Genomic DNA, 16,796 nt, shown 5'->3' on the forward strand with positions numbered 1-16,796 from the left:
TGAACAGCGACGGCAACTGGTCCGGCGTAGGGCGAAGATAGGCACCGAGGAAATAGGACATGAAGGCGAACATGCCGACGGCGAACCAGCGCTGCCCGTAGCCCCGGCCATAGACCGCCAGGAAGATGATGATCAGGAAGATCACGTCGGATATGTAGCGGTGGCTTTCCAGAGCCGAGGCGAGGCTCACCATCGCGACGCCGACGAGGACGGCAATGATGCGGGTGACCAGCTGTTCGCGCGACGTGCGGTCCCTGACGGCGAGGCCGCCTTCGATGGACAGGGAGACGGCAAGACCATAAGCCGCCGGCGGCAATGGCGCGACGATGAAGTGAAACGCGATCAGCAGGCAAACAGAAATGACGATCATGGAGGTGACGCGCGACGCCTGCCGCAGGCGGGAAAAGGCCGGATCGTTGGCCAGCAACCAATCACGCAAACGAAGCCGAAACGTCATGAGGCGCCTTCTGCCTTTCCGCGGAGGGGCGATGCCGGACGCCGCCGTTATCCCTTTGCATATCGTCTTCCGCGATCTTTTCAAGCACTGAAGCCGGGTCGCAAAACGATCCCCGCCTTGCACGCGGAAAGCCGCAGGCGACAGTCTCTCCTCCATCCAAAGTTTCACCCAAGCATGCTTTGCCTTGCCGGTTCACAATGCTATAGGGCTCTGGATTTCTCCCACCGGGGGGCATCGCGTCCGATGCTCCGCAAGCTACGAGGCATACCCATGGCAAAGATCAAGGTCGCCAATCCGGTCGTCGAACTCGACGGCGACGAGATGACCCGCATCATCTGGCAGTTCATCAAGGACAAGCTGATCCACCCCTATCTCGACCTCGATCTCGAATATTATGACCTCAGCGTCGAGAACCGCGACGCGACCGAAGACCAGGTGACAGTCGATGCCGCCAACGCCATCAAGAAGCATGGCGTCGGCGTCAAGTGCGCGACGATCACGCCGGACGAAGCCCGTGTCGAGGAATTCAAGCTGAAGAAGATGTGGAAGTCGCCGAACGGCACGATCCGCAATATCCTGGGCGGCGTCATCTTCCGTGAGCCGATCATCTGCAAGAACGTGCCGCGCCTCGTTCCCGGCTGGACCAAGCCGATCATCGTCGGCCGTCACGCCTTCGGCGACCAGTATCGCGCCACCGACTTCAAGTTCCCGGGCAAGGGCAAGCTTTCGATCAAGTTCGTCGGCGAAGATGGCCAGACGATCGAACACGACGTTTATGATGCGCCCGGCGCCGGCGTTGCGATGGCCATGTACAACCTTGACGAATCGATCACCGAATTTGCCCGCGCTTCGTTCAATTACGGCCTACAGCGTAAGGTTCCGGTCTACCTCTCGACCAAGAACACCATCCTCAAGGCCTATGACGGCCGCTTCAAGGACATCTTCCAGAAGGTGTTCGACGAGGAGTTCGCCGAACAGTTCAAGACTGAAAAGCTGTGGTACGAACACCGCCTGATCGACGACATGGTCGCCTCGGCGCTGAAGTGGTCCGGCGGTTATGTCTGGGCCTGCAAGAACTACGACGGCGACGTCCAGTCCGATATCGTCGCCCAGGGCTTCGGTTCGCTCGGCCTGATGACTTCGGTGCTGATGACGCCGGACGGCAAGACGGTCGAAGCGGAAGCCGCGCACGGCACGGTGACCCGCCACTACCGCCAGCACCAGAAGGGAGAGGAAACCTCGACCAACTCCATCGCCTCGATCTTCGCCTGGACCCGTGGCCTTGCCCACCGCGCCAAGCTCGACGGCAACGCCGAACTCGCCAAGTTTGCCGACACGCTCGAACGCGTCTGCGTCGAAACGGTCGAAGCCGGCTTCATGACCAAGGATCTGGCGCTGCTGATCGGTCCGGACCAGCCGTGGCTCTCGACCACCGGCTTCCTCGACAAGATCGATGAGAACCTCAAGAAGGCAATGGCCGCCTAAACCGGCCAAATCCGCAGGAAGTCCTGGAACCCGGCCATGCGCCGGGTTTCTTGTTTTATCGGTCCCCCGAGCGCTACAGCGCGCATGGAACGCATACGCCACTCGCTCATTTCCCGATGGACGTTTCCAACCATGGACATGTGCGGAATGGAGCAAGCGGGATCAAAACCGGTGCGGCTCGTCGCTTTTGATATCGACGGCACGCTTCTCGGCGATGACGGGGCGGCGAATCGCTTTCGTTCGGCCTGGCAGGCGCTCGACGAGAGCGAAAGGCCGCTGCTCGTCTACAATAGCGGCCGGCCGATCAACGACATATTTTCGCTGGTCGATGTCGATCAGTTGCCGCCGCCTGAATACGTGATTGGCGGCGTCGGGACGATGATAGCGGACGCGCGCAGAAGGGAACGGTTGCAGGCGTTCACCGAAGCGCTTGGACCTCCCCTCGACGTCAAGGCCGTCACAGCGGTCATGGAGACGGTAGAAGGCGCGGTTCCGCAGGCGGCCGTCGACCAACATGCTCACAAGGCGAGCTGGCGTTTGCCGGACGCACGAGAGGAGGAAATCTCTGCCATCGGGCAACGGCTGGCAACCGCGGGATTGGACGTGAAGCTGGTCTATTCCAGCAGCCGGGATCTCGACATATTGCCGCGCGCCGGCGGCAAAGGCAGCGCACTCGCCTGGATCTGCCGGGAGCTTGCGGTCGATCTCGACGAGGTGGTCGTCGCTGGCGATACCGGCAACGACCGCGAAATGTTCGACATGCCGCGCGTGCGCGGCGTGGTGGTTGCCAATGCGCTTGCCGAACTGCGCCGGGCCGTAGAGCACGGGAGCCGGCATTTCCTCGCGCGCAACTCCCACGCCGACGGCGTGCTGGAGGGACTGCGCCACTGGGGCGTCATCGGATAGGTCCGGTCCTTCGGCGCGCCCTGCGGCGCCGCGCTTCTTACCAGACTCTGTAGAACTTTGATTTGCTGCATCTTTCCTTAAATCAGCTACCTCCTGCGGACATCAAGGGCTCGAATTTGTTCGGGGTAGCGACTCATATACTCTGACGTCGTCCAGTCCGCTTGCCCGCCACAGCGGAATCCCGAAAGTCTCGTCGATGCCCGATTCTCTCGTCCCCAAAACGGTAAGCCTCTTCAAGGAAGGATACGACGGCGCGCGCCTGAAGGCGGACGCCTTTTCGGGGTTGACCGTCGCCATCGTTGCCTTGCCGCTATCCATGGCCATCGCGATCGCCTCGGGTGTTACGCCCGACCGCGGACTGTACACCGCGATAGTCGGTGGGTTTCTGGTTTCGCTTCTCGGCGGCAGCCGGGTGCAGATCGGTGGCCCTGCCGGCGCTTTTATCGTGCTGGTGGCTGCAACAGGCGCCAGGCACGGTCTCGACGGCCTGCTGCTGGCTACGGCGATGTCGGGCGTGATGCTGGTCGCTGCAGGCTACCTGCGGCTTGGCAACTACATCAAGTTCATCCCTTACCCGGTGACCGTGGGGTTTACCGCCGGGATCGCGGTAATCATCTTCGCCAGCCAATTGCGCGATCTCTTCGGCCTCACCCTGAGCGGCCGCGAGCCCGGGCCCATCATCGAGAAGCTTGCGCTTGGTCTTGCCGCCGGTACGGTCAACTGGGCAGCAGTTCTGACCGCGGCGCTGACGATCGGCATCATTCTCGCGCTGCGCAAGCTGCGGCCGCACTGGCCCGGCATGCTGATTGCCGTTGCTGCCGCTTCTGCCTTCGTCGCTCTCCTGCAGTTGCCGACGGAAACGATCGGAACGCGCTTTGGCGGCATTCCTCGTGGTCTGCCCTCACCGGCATTCCCGCCGTTCTCGCTCGAGAAGGCGGGCGCCGTCTTTCCTGATGCCGTCTCCTTTGCGCTCCTCGGTGCAATCGAGTCTTTGCTGTCGGCCGTTGTCGCCGACGGCATGACCGGTCGCCGGCACCGTTCGAGCATGGAATTGATTGCGCAGGGGATTGCGAACTTCTGCTCGGCGCTTTTCGGCGGCATCTGCGTCACCGGGACGATCGCCCGCACGGCCACGAATGTGCGTGCAGGCGGGACCAGCCCGGCTTCCGGCATGCTGCATTCCGTCTTTCTCCTTCTATTCATGCTTCTCGCCGCTCCGCTCGCAAGCTACATCCCGCTCGCGGCGCTCGCCGGCGTGCTCGCAGTCGTTGCCTGGAACATGATCGAGAAGCCCGCGTTTATGGCGCTCCTACGATCCTCATATGGCGATGCGGTCGTGCTTCTGGCGACCTTCGTCATCGTCGTCTTCCGCGAGTTGACGGAAGGCATCGTGATCGGCTTCGCGCTTGGCGCGGTGCTTTTCATCGACCGCATGGCAAAGAGCATCTCGGTCGGAGAAACAAAACCACTGGAGGCCCTGAAGAAGGAAAATGGTGAGGAAGAACACCCGGTCGTCGCGGACGATCCGGACACGGTGATCTATCGGATCTCCGGTATCTTCTTCTTTGGCTCGGCCGCAACTGTCGGCACAGTCCTCGACCGCATCGCCGACCAGCGCCGGAATTTCATCCTCGACTGCTCGGAAGTGCCCTTCATGGATTCAACCGCGGCCAATATCATCGAGGGGACGCTGCGGAAGGCCGAGCGGACGGGCGTGCGTTTCCTCATCACCGGCGCCAGATCGCAGGTGCGCCGTGCGCTTCGCCAGCATGACGTTCGCCCACCACGTGTCGTGATGCGCGCCTCGGTTCAGGCGGCGCTCGAAAGTATCCGCAGCGAGAAAACCCCATGAAAAAGGGCGCCGCAGCGCCCTTCCCCTGTTCAATCAAGTGCGGTTCAGCCGGCGAGCGCCACGGCGACTGCTTCGATCGCTTCGGCTGCACGGTTGCCATCCGGTCCGCCGGCCTGAGCCATATCCGGGCGTCCGCCGCCCCCCTTGCCGCCGAGTGCAGCAGATGCGACGCGCACCAGATCGACGGCGCTGACCTTCGAGGTGAGGTCGTCGGTGACGGCCACAACCGCGCTCGCCTTGCCGTCGCCGGAAACGCCGACGAACGCAACAACGCCCGAACCAAGCGTCTTCTTGCCATCATCGGCGAGGCTCTTCAGGTCCTTCGGCTCGACACCGGACACGACCCTGCCAAGGAAGCGGACGCCCGCGATATCACGGGCGGCATCGGCCGAACCGTTCTGGCCATCTCCGGCGAGAGCAAGCTTCTTCTTCGCCTCGGTCAGTTCCCGCTCCAGCTTGCGGCGCTCGTCGAGCAGGGCCTCGACCCGTCCGAGAACATCCGCCGGCTGAACCTTGAGGGCCGATGCCAGCGTCTTCACCCGTTCATCCTGCTCGTTGAGATAGGCACGGGCCGCCTCGCCCGTCAGCGCCTCGATTCGGCGCACGCCGGCACCGACCGCACTTTCAGAAACGATCCGCACGAGACCAATGTCGCCGGTCGCCGATACATGCGTGCCGCCGCAGAGTTCGACGGAATAGGGTTTCCCGGCTTTCGCGCCGCGAACGCCCCGGCCCATCGAGACGACACGGACCTCGTCGCCATATTTTTCGCCGAAGAGCGCCATGGCGCCTTCCGCGATCGCATCATCGACAGTCATCAGTCGCGTCGTCACCGGCGAATTCTGAACGATGATCTCGTTCGCCATCTCCTCGACGACCTTCAACTCGTCGGCCGTCATCGGCTTCGGATGCGATACGTCGAAGCGCAGCCGTTCCGGCGCGACAAGCGAGCCCTTCTGTGCCACATGCGTGCCAAGCACCTCGCGCAGCGCTTCGTGCAGGAGGTGGGTCGCGGAGTGGTTGGAGCGCAGCCGCCGGCGACGCGCATGGTCGACGGTGAGCGCGGCCGCCTCGCCGGTCTTCACGCTGCCTTCGGCGACAACACAGTAGTGGACGAAGAGCCCCTCGCCGCGCTTCTGGGTGTCGGTGACCGTCAGCTTGCCGGTGTCCGTCGTGATGACGCCGGTATCGCCCATCTGGCCACCGGATTCGCCATAAAACGGTGTCTGGTTCAGGATCACCTGAATGTTCTCACCCTTGGCAGCGGATTCGACCACAGCTCCATCGCGGACGATCGCCTGGATCACGCCCTCGGCGGTCTCGGTGTCGTAACCAAGGAATTCCGTCGCGCCGTGCTTTTCTTTGAGCTCGAACCAGATCGTCTCGGTTGCGGCCTCACCGGATCCGGCCCAATTGGCGCGAGCCTCCGCCTTCTGACGCTCCATTGCCGCGGAAAACGCATCGGTATCGACCGTGATGCCCTTGGCGCGCAACGCGTCCTGCGTCAGGTCGAGCGGGAAGCCGTAGGTGTCATAAAGCTTGAAGGCTGTTTCGCCGTTGAACTGGTCGCCCTCGGAAAGATCTGCCGAGGCTTCGGATAGAAGGTTCAGACCGCGCTCAAGCGTCTTGCGGAAGCGGGTCTCTTCCAGCTTCAGCGTTTCCGAGATCAGAGCTTCGGCGCGGGCAAGCTCCGGATAGGCGCGGCCCATCTGCTCAACGAGCGCCGGCAGGAGCTTCCACATCAACGGCTCCTGCGCGCCGAGCAACTGGGCATGGCGCATGGCGCGGCGCATGATGCGGCGCAGCACATAGCCGCGGCCTTCATTCGAGGGCAGGACACCGTCGGCGATGAGGAAGGCGGAGGAACGCAGATGGTCGGCAATGACGCGGTGGCTTGCGCGGCGGTCGCCTTCTGCCTTGACGCCGGTTGCTTCTTCGGAAGCAGCAATCAGCGCGCGGAAGAGATCAATGTCATAGTTATCGTGCTGGCCCTGCAGCACGGCCGCAACACGCTCCAGTCCCATGCCGGTATCGATCGACGGGCGCGGAAGATCGATGCGCTCCTCCTTGGTAACCTGCTCGTACTGCATGAACACGAGATTCCAGATCTCGATGAAGCGGTCGCCATCTTCTTCGGCCGAACCGGGCGGTCCGCCCCAGATCTGCTCGCCATGATCATAGAAAATCTCTGAGCACGGACCGCAAGGGCCGGTATCACCCATCGCCCAGAAGTTATCGCTGGTCGGAATGCGGATGATCCGGTCGTCGCTTAATCCGGCGATCTTCTTCCAGAGGCCGAAGGCTTCATCGTCGGTATGATAGACGGTAACGAGCAGGCGCTTGGCGTCGAGCCCGTATTCCTTGGTGATGAGGTTCCAGGCAAGCTCGATCGCCCGTTCCTTGAAATAGTCGCCGAACGAGAAGTTGCCGAGCATTTCGAAGAAGGTGTGGTGCCGGGCGGTGTAGCCGACATTGTCGAGATCGTTGTGCTTGCCGCCGGCGCGCACGCATTTCTGCGCCGTCGCAGCCGTCGAATAGGGGCGCTGCTCGAGTCCGGTAAAGACGTTCTTGAACTGCACCATGCCGGCATTGGTGAACATCAATGTCGGGTCGTTGCGCGGCACCAGGGGGCTCGACGGCACGATCTCGTGACCGTTCTTGCGGAAATAGTCGAGAAACATCGACCGGATTTCATTCACGCCGCTCATCTTGCGTCCTATCTGTGCACCATTCGCGGTCGCGACCGCACTTTTCGCCGGCTGCGCACCACTGTCTTCAACCCCGCGTCTATCGGCAATAGACACACCCTCCAGCAACGTCGGTCCGCCGGAACCTCAGGCTTTTATCTTCCGTGTCCCACGCTGTCCAGACGGCAGCAAAAAACCGGCCGTCTCGAAAAACGACCGGCTTTATCCAAAACTTACCCGCCGCAGATCTTACATTTCGGCGGCTGCATCGCCGTCGTCATCGCTCTCCGGTCCGCCGTTCTCCAGGAACTTGTCGGCGATCAGGCCGGCATTCTGCCGCAGAGCCATCTCGATCTCGCGCAGGAGATCGGGATTGTCACGCAAGAAAAGTTTCGCGTTCTCCCGACCCTGGCCGAGGCGCTGGCTATTGTAGGAAAACCAGGCGCCGGATTTTTCGACGATGCCCGCCTTGACGCCGAGATCGATGAGTTCACCGGTCTTGGAAACGCCCTCGCCATACATGATGTCGAATTCCACCTGCTTGAAGGGCGGCGCCATCTTGTTCTTGACGACCTTGACACGGGTCTGGTTGCCGACGACCTCTTCGCGCTCCTTGACCGAGCCGATGCGACGAATATCGAGGCGAACCGACGCATAGAACTTCAACGCGTTGCCGCCCGTCGTCGTTTCCGGCGAACCGAACATGACGCCGATCTTCATGCGGATCTGGTTGATGAAGATCACCATGCAGTTGGACTTGGAGATCGACGCGGTGAGCTTGCGCAGCGCCTGGCTCATCAGGCGGGCTTGCATGCCCGGCAAACTGTCGCCCATTTCGCCTTCGATTTCTGCGCGCGGCACGAGAGCTGCAACCGAATCGACGACGAGGACGTCGATCGCGCCGGAACGGACCAGCGTATCGGTGATTTCCAGCGCCTGTTCGCCGGTGTCCGGCTGCGAGATCAGGAGGTTTTCGAGATCGACGCCCAGCTTACGCGCATAGACCGGATCGAGCGCATGTTCGGCGTCAACGAAGCCGCAAATGCCACCCTTCTTCTGCGCCTCGGCGATGGTCTGCAGCGCCAGCGTCGTCTTGCCCGAGCTTTCCGGGCCGTAGATTTCAATGATGCGCCCCTTCGGCAGACCGCCGATGCCGAGCGCGATATCGAGGCCAAGCGAGCCGGTCGAAACAGTTTCGATCTCGATTACGCTGTCCTTCGAACCGAGCTTCATGATCGATCCCTTGCCGAACGACCGTTCGATCTGGGAGAGAGCCGCTTCAAGTGCCTTGCTTTTATCCACCGATTTGTCCTCTACGAGCCGCAAAGAGTTTTGTGCCATTTGGTCCCACCTTTAGGTTATTGAAGCTACCGAGGCAATGAAGCCGCCGCAGGAGTTTTTGTACATGTTTTGTTCTGTTTTGGCAATAGAGTGGCAACCAATTGAATGACAACGGTTATTTTCGTTGCGTTCGATTCTTGTTCACGGGCATTGTACCACATTTCCGCGAAGCCATGCCGCAGCTCGGCCGGGCTTGGCGGCACCGGCGCGATTCGCCCGTGTCGCGTCTGTGAACTTGAATTGAAGCAGCCCAAAGAGGAGCTTTTATGAAGAAACGGGAAATCGCCGTGTTCGGCGGCGCCCACATCGACCGTCGCGGCCGCATCAGCGGCGTGACCGCTCCCGGCGCGAGCAATCCCGGTTCGTGGTTCGAGGAGGCGGGAGGCGGCGGTTTCAATGCGGCGAGAAACCTTGCCCGCCTCGGTCACAGCGTACGAATGATCAGCCCGCGTGGCGGTGACGCTGCAGGCGAGATGGTGGCGGCGGCAGCGGCCACAGCCGGCGTGATCGATTGCCCCTTCACCTTTCTCGACCGGAAAACGCCGAGCTACACGGCGATTCTCGAAGGCGACGGCAACCTTGTCATCGCGCTTGCCGATATGGAGCTCTATCAGTTGTTTTCGCCGCGCCGGCTGCAGCAGCGTGCGATACGCGAAATAGTGGCGGCCAGCGATCTGGTGCTGATGGATGCGAACCTGCCCGAGGAGACACTCACGGCTCTGATCAACGTTGCGTCGAGGGACGATCGAATTGTAGCCGGCATCGCCGTGTCACCGGCAAAGGTGACGCGCTTCAGGAAATGCGTCAGCGGGCTCAGCTTCCTGTTCATGAACGAGGCGGAAGCGCGTGCCCTGACCGGGAGGGATGCCGAAGGGGCCGCAAACTGGCCGTCACTGTTGCGGGAGGCCGGTCTTGGGGGTGGCGTCGTAACGCGCGGCGGCAGCGCCGCTGTCGCCTTCGATCGCAGCGAGGCTTGCCTCGTCGTCCCTCCCACCCTGCCCGCGCTTGCGGATGTTACAGGCGCCGGTGATGCATTGGCCTCGGGGTTTCTCACGGCGCGGCTTTCAGGCCTAGATCTTGCCGGATGCCTGCGCCACGGGATTGCTGCAGCGGGGATAACGCTTCGCTCGCCTTTTGCTGTTTCACAAGAACTGTCTCCGATCAACCTCGAACAGGCGTTGGCCCTTGTGCCGCCGCCGCAAATGCTGTCATGAGAACTGATGTCGAACGCCGGGCGGAAAGAAAGTGCGCGCAACTCTCCGCCCGCACTCGCTCCGGACTCTTTTAGAAACGATCTCGATGATCTTTTGTTGATCTCAGCCCAGCATGATCGCGATTTAAGGATAGATTGATGACCAAACCCTCCTCGCCGTCCCTGCCGATGGCATATTCCGATGAAGTCGCGGCTGCCAGGGCACGTGGCGCGCCGATCGTCGCGCTGGAATCGACGATCATCACCCATGGCATGCCCTACCCCGGCAATCTCAATATGGCCCGGAGCGTCGAGGCGATCATTCGTGAACAGGGCGCCGTGCCTGCAACGATTGCGGTCATTCACGGCGTCCTTCACATTGGACTCGACGACGCGAAGCTGGAGGCACTTTCGAAGACGGAAGGCGCGATGAAGCTCTCGCGCGCCGATCTTGCCTTCGCGATTGCCGAACGCCGCACGGGCGCTACGACCGTGGCGGCGACGATGATCGCTGCGGCGCGCGCCGGCATCAGCGTCTTTGCCACCGGCGGGATCGGTGGCGTTCACCGCGGCGCGGAAGAGAGTTTCGACATTTCCGCCGATCTTGACGAGCTCGCCCGCACCGGCGTCATCGTTGTCTGCGCGGGCGCCAAGGCCATTCTCGACATTCCGAAGACGCTGGAGGTGCTGGAGACTCGCGGCGTTCCGGTCGTTACCTATGACAGCGAGACGTTCCCGGCCTTCTGGTCGCGCGATTCCGGCATCAAGAGTCCGCTGATGCTGAACAGCCCCGCCGCGATCGCCAATTTCCAGAAGATGCGCGATCTGCTCGGCATCGACGGCGGCATGCTCGTTGCCAATCCGGTTCCCGAAGAGAGCGAAATTCCACGCGAGGAGATGGAAATCTACATCACCCGTGCGCTCGACAATGCCGCGAGCGACGAGATCGTCGGCAAGGCTGTCACGCCCTATTTGCTCGACAACCTTTTCCACATGACCGACGGCCGCAGCCTCGAAACCAATATCGCGCTCGTGGAAAACAATGCCCGTCTCGCCGCCGAGATCGCCGTTGCACTGACGGCGAAGTAGCGATGCAACTTTGCTGGATTAATTCGTTGGAACATTGAAATGATCTAATCCCGGAACTGCTTGAAGAAGGCCCGGCACTGCACCGGGCCTTTTTCATGCGCCGGACACCAGCGCCCGATCAGGAATCCAGCATCTCGCGAACGGCCACGGCCAGTTGTTTCAGCGAGAATGGCTTCGGTAGGAAACCGAATTTCGCGTCGGCCGGGAGGTTGCGCGCAAAAGCGTCTTCCGCGTAGCCCGACACGAAGATGAACTTCAAATCCGGGTATTTCTTGCGCAGTTCGCGCAACAGCGTCGGTCCGTCCATCTCCGGCATCACCACGTCCGATACGACGATGTCGACCGCTCCGTTGAGTTCATCCATGATGTCGAGCGCTTCAACGCCCGATCCGGCCTCGTGAACGGTATAACCGCGCGTTTCGAGCATGCGCTTGCCGCCGCGGCGCACCGCTTCCTCGTCCTCGACCAGCAGCACGACGGCGGAATCGCCGGTGAGGTCCGCTGGCTCCGATTCCGCCTTGGGCGCGGGCGCCACCACCAGGTTGCTGGCTGCCGGCATCGGCACCTCGGTTCCTGACGACACTCCAGGTACGGCTTCCTCGCGGACTTCCTCGACATGGCGCGGCAGCAGAATGCGGAACGTGGTGCCTTTCCCGACTTCCGACTCCGGATAGATATAGCCGCCCGACTGTTTGACGATGCCGTAGACCATCGAAAGGCCGAGGCCGGTGCCCTTGCCGACTTCCTTGGTCGTGAAGAAGGGCTCGAAGATCTTGTCCATGATCTCCTGCGGAATGCCGGTGCCCTGGTCGGCAACCTCGACCATCACGAAGTCGTCCTCCGGCAGTTCCCGGCGTCCGAGTGCCGCCACCTCGCTTGCCGGCAGATTTCTCGTCCTGAGCGTGATCGTTCCGCCTTCTGGCATGGCGTCGCGTGCGTTGACAGCGAGATTGAGCAGCACCTGCTCGAATTGGCCGAGATCGGTCCTCACGGGCCAAAGGTCCCGGCCGTAGTCAACCTCGACCTTGACATTGGTGCCGGTCATCCGGTCGACCAGCATGCGCAGATCGCCGATGACGTCCGTGAGGTTGAGCACGGTCGGGCGCATCGTCTGCTTGCGCGAGAAGGCAAGCAGTTGCCGCACGAGCACGGCGGCACGATTGGCGTTGCGCTTGATTTCCATCAGGTCGGCGAAGGTCGCATCGGCGGGCCGCGCCGATAGCAGGAGGTGGTCGGAGGAAAGCAGGATCGCGGTCAGCACGTTGTTGAAATCGTGGGCGATGCCGCCTGCGAGCGTCCCGACGGCGTTCATCTTCTGCGTCTGCGCCATCTGGGTCTCGAGCGCCTTCTGCTCGGTGATCTCCAGCGCGTAGATGATTGCCGCCTCCTCGGGCGCCTGATCGCTCTGGTCGATCACGGCGTTGACGTAGAAGCGGAAATGCCGCGCCTCGTCGCTTGGATGCAAGGCGTCGATCGGCGCGATGTCGCTCTGCCGGTCCTTCGCCGCCGCAAGCGCTTCCTGTAGGCGGCCCTTTTCCGATTCATGCACGACCGTTTCGATCAGCGCGCCGCGCTCGACGTCGTCCTGTGAAACGAGACCTGCAAACAGCTTCAGGAACGGCGCGTTGGTCCTCAGTATCCGCCCGTCGCCGTCGACGGAGGCGATCGCCATCGGCGTGTTGTTGAAGAAACGCGTGAAGCGCATGGCGGCGTTCGAGGCCGACTGATCGCCATCATCGCCTTCACGCGACATGACAATCGTCCGGCTTTCGCCAGGCGCGCCGTCACGGGTCGACGAGACGCGGTGGATCAGGCGTACCGGCAGGCTCTGGCCATTGGCCTTGCGCAGATCGAGGTCGAGCACCTTCGTCTTCTTGAGGCCCGGCTCGGCCTGAACCGACTGAACGAGCGCAAGCCCTTCGCCGGCAACCACATCGGCAATGCTGACCGATCCCGGTTGAAACTTCGTGAGATCGATGCCGAGCCAATCGGCAAGGGTGGCGTTGATGTAGAAGATCTCGCCTTTGCGTCCGGCCGAGAAGAAGCCCGCCGGGGCGTGATCGAGATAGTCGATCGCGTTCTGCAGTTCTTTGAAGAAACGCTCCTGGTCGTCGCGTTCGGCGGTGATATCGGCGATCTGCCAGAGATAGAGCGGGTTTTTGTCGCTGTCCTCCAGCGGCAGCACGCGGGCCTTCAGGCGGAACCAGTGGGCACCGGACGCGATCGAGGCGCCGTTTGCGAGCGGCTTCAGCAGCCGGAATTCCTCGTGGCCCTTCTTGCCTTCGTGGAGACCGTTGGTGAGCCGATAGATCGCTTCGGTCGCTTCGCGGTTCCTGGAGAGAATGGCCTCGAGCGACTGGATGCCGGCAGCGCTCTTGGCCCCGGTCAGCGCGCCATAGGCGGCATTGGCATAGATGATCCGCCCCCTGCGATCGGTGACGACCGTGCCGTCTTCGTGGGCATCGAGAAAGGCACGCGCGAGCTCGTCGGGACGCGTCTGCGGCATGACTTCGATGAAACCGATCACCGACGAGACCAGGAAGAATATGCCGACCATCGCCAGCACGCCGAGGATTCCGAGAACGATCTCGTTCTCGAGCTGGCTCTTGAAGACGACGAAGGCGGCCGCCGACGCAGTGAGCACGATCGCCAGCAGGATAATCCGCAAGACCGTGCCCGGCCGGACGCCGCGGTCAACAACCGGCATCTGGTAGTCACCTGACTGCCGCAATTTCGTCATCGGGTCCTCACCTGCCGCCGCGGCCGCGCGCGACCACCTCTGCACATCATAGACAGCGCCGTGCTCCGTGTTCAGGCGTGCAAGGCTCGCTGCAGTCCTCTGCGTTGCTGCACAATTTATCCTTAAATCGATCCCGGCTTAAGGAATCATGCAGTAGCCGGCGTCCGACCAACGTTTCGCGAAATCCGCAAGTGCCTTTCCCGCGTTCGGATCATCGAACTGGAATCATCTTTAACAATCAGAGATAACAGCAAAAAGCGTCTCTGCGGAAGCATCCCGGTCAATTCACAGGGAATGTCGGGCGCAAGCTTGTGCCGGCCCGAAAAAAGCCGTCAAATATTGACATGCGGGGGAGGCAGAAGGAGTTCAGCCTATGATCGAAAACCTTGTCGGGGACAACGGCAGCCGATTCATCATCGCCGCCGCGGCCGTTGCCGTCGGACTTTTGTGCCTTGTAGCCGTCCTTTGGATCATGCGCCACAGACCCTCCTCCCCCTTTGTGCGCGGCGGCAAGAACAGACAGCCGAGACTCGCCGTCCTCGACGCCGCTGCGGTCGACGCGCGCCGTCGGCTGGTGCTTGTTCGCCGCGATGATGTCGAACATCTCATCATGATCGGCGGCCCGACTGACATCGTCGTCGAAAGTCGAATTGCGCCGGACGGTGCCCTGCCGGCACAGACCGGCGCCGCCGTCGCCGTGGAGCAAAAAGTCGCCGAGGCGCCGAAGGCTGCGCCGCGACCCGAGTCGAAACCCGCGCCGGCGCAGGTTCCGGCTGCGGCGGAATCGACAGCAGCCGTCGAGGAGCGGCCTGCGGTGCGCGCCGAAGAGCGGGAGCAGGCAGCCGCTCCCCGCGTGGACCCAGCACCGCCGATCCGCCTTGCCGCGGAGCAAAGACCCACGACAGTGGCGCAACCACTCCAGCAACCGCCAGCCAGGGTGTCGCCCCCGGTGTCCCCGGTCCCCACGGTTTCCGCCATAGAACGTGCGGAAGATATTTTCGACGTCGCTCGGGAGCGAGTGCTGCCAGTGGCGCCGCGGCGCGAGCAGGCGCCAATGCAACAGGCCTTAACGCAAGCGGCCTCACAAGCGGCCTCCGTGCCGGCGGGACAGAATCAGCCGATGCCGGTTCAACCGGCTGCGTCGGACAGGGTTTCGGATTTCGAGCGGATTCTGGATGCGGAGATCAGCGGCGATCTCCAGCGGCTGGCGCCCTCCGTTGGGCCTCAGGCAGAGAGCCGGCCAGTTGCGGGCGGGCGTCATGAACCCTTGCTCGGCGGTACTCCGGACAATATCCGCAAGGAACCGACGATCGAAGAGGAAATGACCCGCATGCTTGCCGACATTTCCGCCGGGCGTAAACCCTGAGCACGGCCGGAACCGCGTGAGGCGATTCCATTCGCGGCGAACGATCACCTACATCTACACGTCCGATTGGACGCACAGCCCTGTAGATTGGCGGAAAGTTTGTTGGCCCAGGTCATCCCGTAAAGAGTAATCCCGTAAAGAAAAACGGCGCGGTTGGCCGCGCCGTTTTTTCAGACCAGGAAGAACCTGTCTCCGTTATTCGTCCCGATAGACTTTCTCGCGACGCTCGTGACGCTCCTGCGCCTCGATCGAGAGGGTTGCAATCGGCCGGGCGTCGAGCCGCTTTAAACCGATCGGCTCGCCCGTTTCCTCGCAGTAACCGTAGGTGCCTTCGTCAAGCCGCTGCAGTGCAGCATCTATCTTGGCGATCAGTTTCCGTTGCCGGTCCCGGGCGCGCAATTCGATGGCCCGGTCTGTTTCGGAAGAAGCTCGGTCCGCGAGGTCCGGATGGTTGGCGCTCTCCTCTGCCAAGTGGTCCAGTGTCTCGCGGGCTTCGCGAAGGATATCATTTTTCCAGGCATTCAACTTTGCACGAAAATATGCCCGGTGGTTGGCATTCATGAATTCCTCGTCCTCGGAGAGGACAAAGGTACTAAGATCGATCTTCTCACTCAACGCGATTCTCCTGAAGAACATCTCATTGCGGCGGTGTATAGACCCATGGAAGCTCTGATTCAAGCCTTGTGCCAGACACTCAACCGCATTTTACTAATGCTTGCATTTCAGGCTAACTGGCGAATATTTCATCAAAATTACACACAGAGTCTTGATCGCCGAATAAGCTCGGCCGTCCTACCTGCAAACTGCGTTCCGATGCCTGCAAGATATCGGATTGCGACATCTGGTGTGCCTTGGGCGTCAATTCAATAGCCGTGGGTTCCGCGGAAAACGTAAGCCGACGGCTTGATCTTTGCTGCGGCAGCGGGACAAGGTACCGATCCCGCCGGACCCGCGACTGGATCCGGCCTCCAGCGCCGCGCGTCTGAGACGTGCAAATGGGCGCTGTAGGACCTTGAATTGCTGTATGTCCCTTACCCTTAAATCGGCTACGGTTAAGGGAACAGGCAGTAGACAGATGCCTCCAACCCTTGGCGACTTGATCGCCCGGACAATACATGCAAGACAGCGTCGCCCCGGCATTTCGGCTTTTTCTTCTCCGCCACGCCCGTTCGGGCTGGGCGCTGCCAGGTCAGCGGGATTTCGACCGCGCGCTTGACGATACCGGCTATGCCGAGGCGGAACTAGTTGCCCAGCGCGCTGCCGACAATGGCATGCGGCCCGACCTGATCCTGTGCTCGACCGCGGTGCGGTGTCGCCAGACCGCCGAACCGCTTTACCGAGCGCTCGGTGAGGACATCGATCTTCGCTACATCGATGCGCTTTATACGGGATCCATGAACGTCTACGCCGAGATTCTCGAAGCAAACTCCGGGCTAGCCTCGCTGATGCTCATTGGTCACAATCCCATGATCGAGGAATTGTTTCGCCGACTGCTTGGCAATGAGGCTGCGGACAGGGTTCTCGTGGACGGCTATCCCCCGGCCGCGTTGGCAGTCATCGACTTTTCGGCACCCCCGAGCGCCGGTGCCAGATGGTTGGCGCGACTTTCGGCGCTGTTGCTGCCCATGGCGGAGGAGCCGGGAAAACCGTGACGAAATCGTGCCGTGACCTGAAAATCCGG

Annotated in this window: 11 protein-coding genes; 7 read left to right on the forward strand and 4 right to left on the reverse strand. The window is 61.8% G+C overall.

Annotated elements, in window-relative coordinates:
- Positions 1 to 727: 727 nt before the first annotated feature.
- The 3 genes from QA637_RS07555 to QA637_RS07565 all read left to right on the forward strand — a co-directional run bounded on the left by QA637_RS07555 (position 728) and on the right by QA637_RS07565 (position 4,700).
- The gene (locus QA637_RS07555) at positions 728 to 1,942 is read left to right on the forward strand and encodes an NADP-dependent isocitrate dehydrogenase (protein WP_153440915.1); all 1,215 of its coding nucleotides are present in this window, start codon (positions 728 to 730) and stop codon (positions 1,940 to 1,942) included.
- Positions 1,943 to 2,089: 147 nt separating this feature from the next.
- Entirely contained in the window at positions 2,090 to 2,848 is a 759-nt protein-coding gene (locus QA637_RS07560) for an HAD-IIB family hydrolase (protein ID WP_283064589.1), read from the forward strand.
- A gap of 196 nt (positions 2,849 to 3,044) precedes the next feature.
- Complete coding sequence (locus QA637_RS07565) at positions 3,045 to 4,700, forward strand: SulP family inorganic anion transporter (RefSeq protein WP_283064591.1); 1,656 nt, start codon at positions 3,045 to 3,047, stop codon at positions 4,698 to 4,700.
- 44 nt (positions 4,701 to 4,744) lie between these two features.
- On the opposite strand, the gene alaS is transcribed toward QA637_RS07565, so the two are convergent.
- Together alaS and recA are read right to left on the reverse strand one after the other, a co-directional pair.
- Positions 4,745 to 7,408, reverse strand: a complete 2,664-nt coding sequence (alaS, locus tag QA637_RS07570) for an alanine--tRNA ligase (RefSeq protein ID WP_283064594.1) — start codon at positions 7,406 to 7,408, stop codon at positions 4,745 to 4,747.
- 228 nt (positions 7,409 to 7,636) lie between these two features.
- Positions 7,637 to 8,728, reverse strand: coding sequence for a recombinase RecA (gene recA / locus QA637_RS07575; RefSeq protein WP_136505560.1), 1,092 nt, complete (start codon positions 8,726 to 8,728; stop codon positions 7,637 to 7,639).
- Positions 8,729 to 8,994: 266 nt separating this feature from the next.
- Here recA and QA637_RS07580 point away from each other — a divergent pair, with 266 nt between their 5' ends.
- Positions 8,995 to 9,942 carry a carbohydrate kinase family protein gene (locus QA637_RS07580; RefSeq protein WP_283064595.1) on the forward strand — a complete coding sequence of 316 codons (948 nt, stop codon included), beginning with the start codon at positions 8,995 to 8,997 and terminating at the stop codon, positions 9,940 to 9,942.
- Positions 9,943 to 10,079: 137 nt separating this feature from the next.
- Positions 10,080 to 11,009: a pseudouridine-5'-phosphate glycosidase gene (locus QA637_RS07585; protein WP_153440910.1), complete on the forward strand. Its 930-nt coding sequence runs from the start codon at positions 10,080 to 10,082 to the stop codon at positions 11,007 to 11,009.
- Between the two features lie 118 nt (positions 11,010 to 11,127).
- Here the strand turns inward: QA637_RS07585 and cckA are convergent, their stop codons facing one another.
- Complete coding sequence (cckA, locus tag QA637_RS07590; protein WP_283064596.1) at positions 11,128 to 13,749, reverse strand: cell cycle histidine kinase CckA; 2,622 nt, start codon at positions 13,747 to 13,749, stop codon at positions 11,128 to 11,130.
- 373 nt (positions 13,750 to 14,122) lie between these two features.
- Between cckA and QA637_RS07595 the strand changes: the two genes are divergently transcribed.
- Complete coding sequence (locus tag QA637_RS07595) at positions 14,123 to 15,115, forward strand: flagellar biosynthetic protein FliO (protein ID WP_283064598.1); 993 nt, start codon at positions 14,123 to 14,125, stop codon at positions 15,113 to 15,115.
- Positions 15,116 to 15,310: 195 nt separating this feature from the next.
- On the opposite strand, the gene dksA is transcribed toward QA637_RS07595, so the two are convergent.
- The gene (gene dksA, locus QA637_RS07600) at positions 15,311 to 15,730 is read right to left on the reverse strand and encodes an RNA polymerase-binding protein DksA (protein ID WP_136505565.1); all 420 of its coding nucleotides are present in this window, start codon (positions 15,728 to 15,730) and stop codon (positions 15,311 to 15,313) included.
- Between the two features lie 500 nt (positions 15,731 to 16,230).
- Here dksA and QA637_RS07605 point away from each other — a divergent pair, with 500 nt between their 5' ends.
- Complete coding sequence (locus QA637_RS07605) at positions 16,231 to 16,767, forward strand: SixA phosphatase family protein (RefSeq protein ID WP_283064601.1); 537 nt, start codon at positions 16,231 to 16,233, stop codon at positions 16,765 to 16,767.
- Positions 16,768 to 16,796 lie beyond the last annotated feature (29 nt).

It is taken from the genome of Sinorhizobium terangae, assembly GCF_029714365.1.
Taxonomy (GTDB): domain Bacteria; phylum Pseudomonadota; class Alphaproteobacteria; order Rhizobiales; family Rhizobiaceae; genus Sinorhizobium; species Sinorhizobium terangae.